Annotated in this window: 2 protein-coding genes; one reads left to right on the top strand and one right to left on the bottom strand. The window is 64.0% G+C overall.

The genetic code is table 11. The annotated features are described in order from the left end of the window. The coding region (locus VIW95_RS09900) for an aminopeptidase (protein WP_331585928.1) at positions 1 to 1,078 on the top strand (1,078 nt) is incomplete at its 5' end. Here VIW95_RS09900 and VIW95_RS09895 read toward each other — a convergent pair. Further along, positions 1,075 to 1,704: alpha/beta hydrolase (locus VIW95_RS09895; protein WP_331585926.1), on the bottom strand; the 630-nt coding region annotated here is incomplete at its 5' end. The two genes, VIW95_RS09900 and VIW95_RS09895, sit on opposite strands and share 4 nt — an antisense overlap.

Genomic DNA, 1,704 nt, shown 5'->3' with positions numbered 1-1,704 from the left:
ACCTCTTCGGGCGACCTATCTAATCGGCTTTGCGGCGCTGGTCTTAGTGCCGATTCTGCTGAGCGCCTGCTACATCTCGCGCGCCGCGTACGTGGAAGGCCGAATCCTGTGGAAGCGCAAACCGATTGACGACGCGCTCGCGCGGGGCGACCTTCCCGCAGACATTCGCGCCAAGCTGGAAACCGTGCTCGCGGTGCGCAAGTTCGCGGCCGAAAACCTCGGCCTCAACGTTGGCGGTGCTTACAAAAGTTTCGCGCCCGTGGATAAAGATGCGATCGTGCACGTCGTGATGGCGGCGCCGCGCGACTCGCTCGTACCGTACACCTGGTGGTTCCCGATAGTTGGCCGCGTGCCGTATCGCGGTTATTTCGAGGAAGGCGATGCGACCGCGGAAGCTGCGCGGCTCGAAGCCGAGGGACTCGACACGATGGTACGGCCGTCGGTTGCGTTCTCGAGCCTCGGATTTTTCGACGATCCGCTGCTGACCAATCTGCTCAAACTCGATCGCGTCGAGCTGGCCGGCGTGCTGATCCACGAGCTGTTCCATCGCACGTACTATCTGGCCAGCGACGCGATGTTCGACGAGTCGGCGGCCAACTACGTCGGCAGTGCGGGCGCTGTCGCATTTTTTGCGGCGACTGACGGCGAGTCGGCCGCGTCCACAATTGCGGCGCGCGGCATCCTCGACAGCGATCTCAAGTTCGCGCGCTTCCTGCTCAAGGAGCAGGCGCGACTGCTCGACATCTACATGGCGAACCTCCCGAAAGACGAGCTCGACCAGCGCCGCGAGGCAGCCTTCGCCGCGATCAAGGCCGACTACGCCGCGCTGGCGCCGAGCCTGTCCGGGCTCGAGCGCTTCGACCTCGACAAGCAGCCGCTGAACAACGCCGTGCTGGTGAACTATCTGATCTACTTTCACCAGCTCGACAACTTCGCCGCGCTCCAAAGGATGAACCACGGCGACTTGCCCGCGACCATCGCTCAAATTATCTCAATCGCAAAGGCGCACACCGACGATCCGTTCTACGCAATATCGCAGGCGATCCGCTCTGCCCCGCCGCCTCCCGCCGGCAGCTAGACCAGCGCGGCGGCGAGCACGCGCGACAGTTCCGCTTCGCGGCCGCCGAAGAAATGATCCGCGCCGGCGACGATCTCGAGTCGCGCCAAGCCGCCGATCTTCGACTTCAGCGCTTGCAGCCCCGCAACCGGCGAGTACGAATCGCGATCGCCCGATACGAGCAGCACCGGCCTGGACGCGCCTTCCGGAACGCGCGCATCAGCCATCGCGAGCGGCAGCGCGACCGCGACGATTCGCGCGATCTCCGCGCATTCGTACCCCGCGCTCATCGCGGCCATCGCGCCGAAAGAATATCCCGCCATCACAGCTCCCTCTTTGCGCACTCCGGGCTGCGCGAGAACGAACGCCATCGCCGCAACCGCGTCATCGACTTCCCCGGGGCCGCCGTCATGCTCGCCTTCGCTGCCGCCAACGCCGCGAAAGTTGAAGCGCAAGGTCGCGTATCCCACTTGCCACATCGCCGCGAGGATCGCCTCGACGACGTTGTTGTACATCGAGCCGCCATACAGCGGATGCGGATGACAGACGACCGCGACCGGCGCATTCGCACCTGGATTGGCGAGCAAACCTTCCAGCGTCAAATCGCCGGACCCAAACGAGACCTGGATTTCGTTCATTTTAAAACT

Source organism: Binatus sp. (SeqCode), from assembly GCF_036522015.1.
Lineage (GTDB): Bacteria > Desulfobacterota > Binatia > Binatales > Binataceae > Binatus.
The sequence above is the reverse complement of the archived record's forward strand: the minus strand, read 5'-3'. Positions and strand labels throughout refer to the sequence as shown.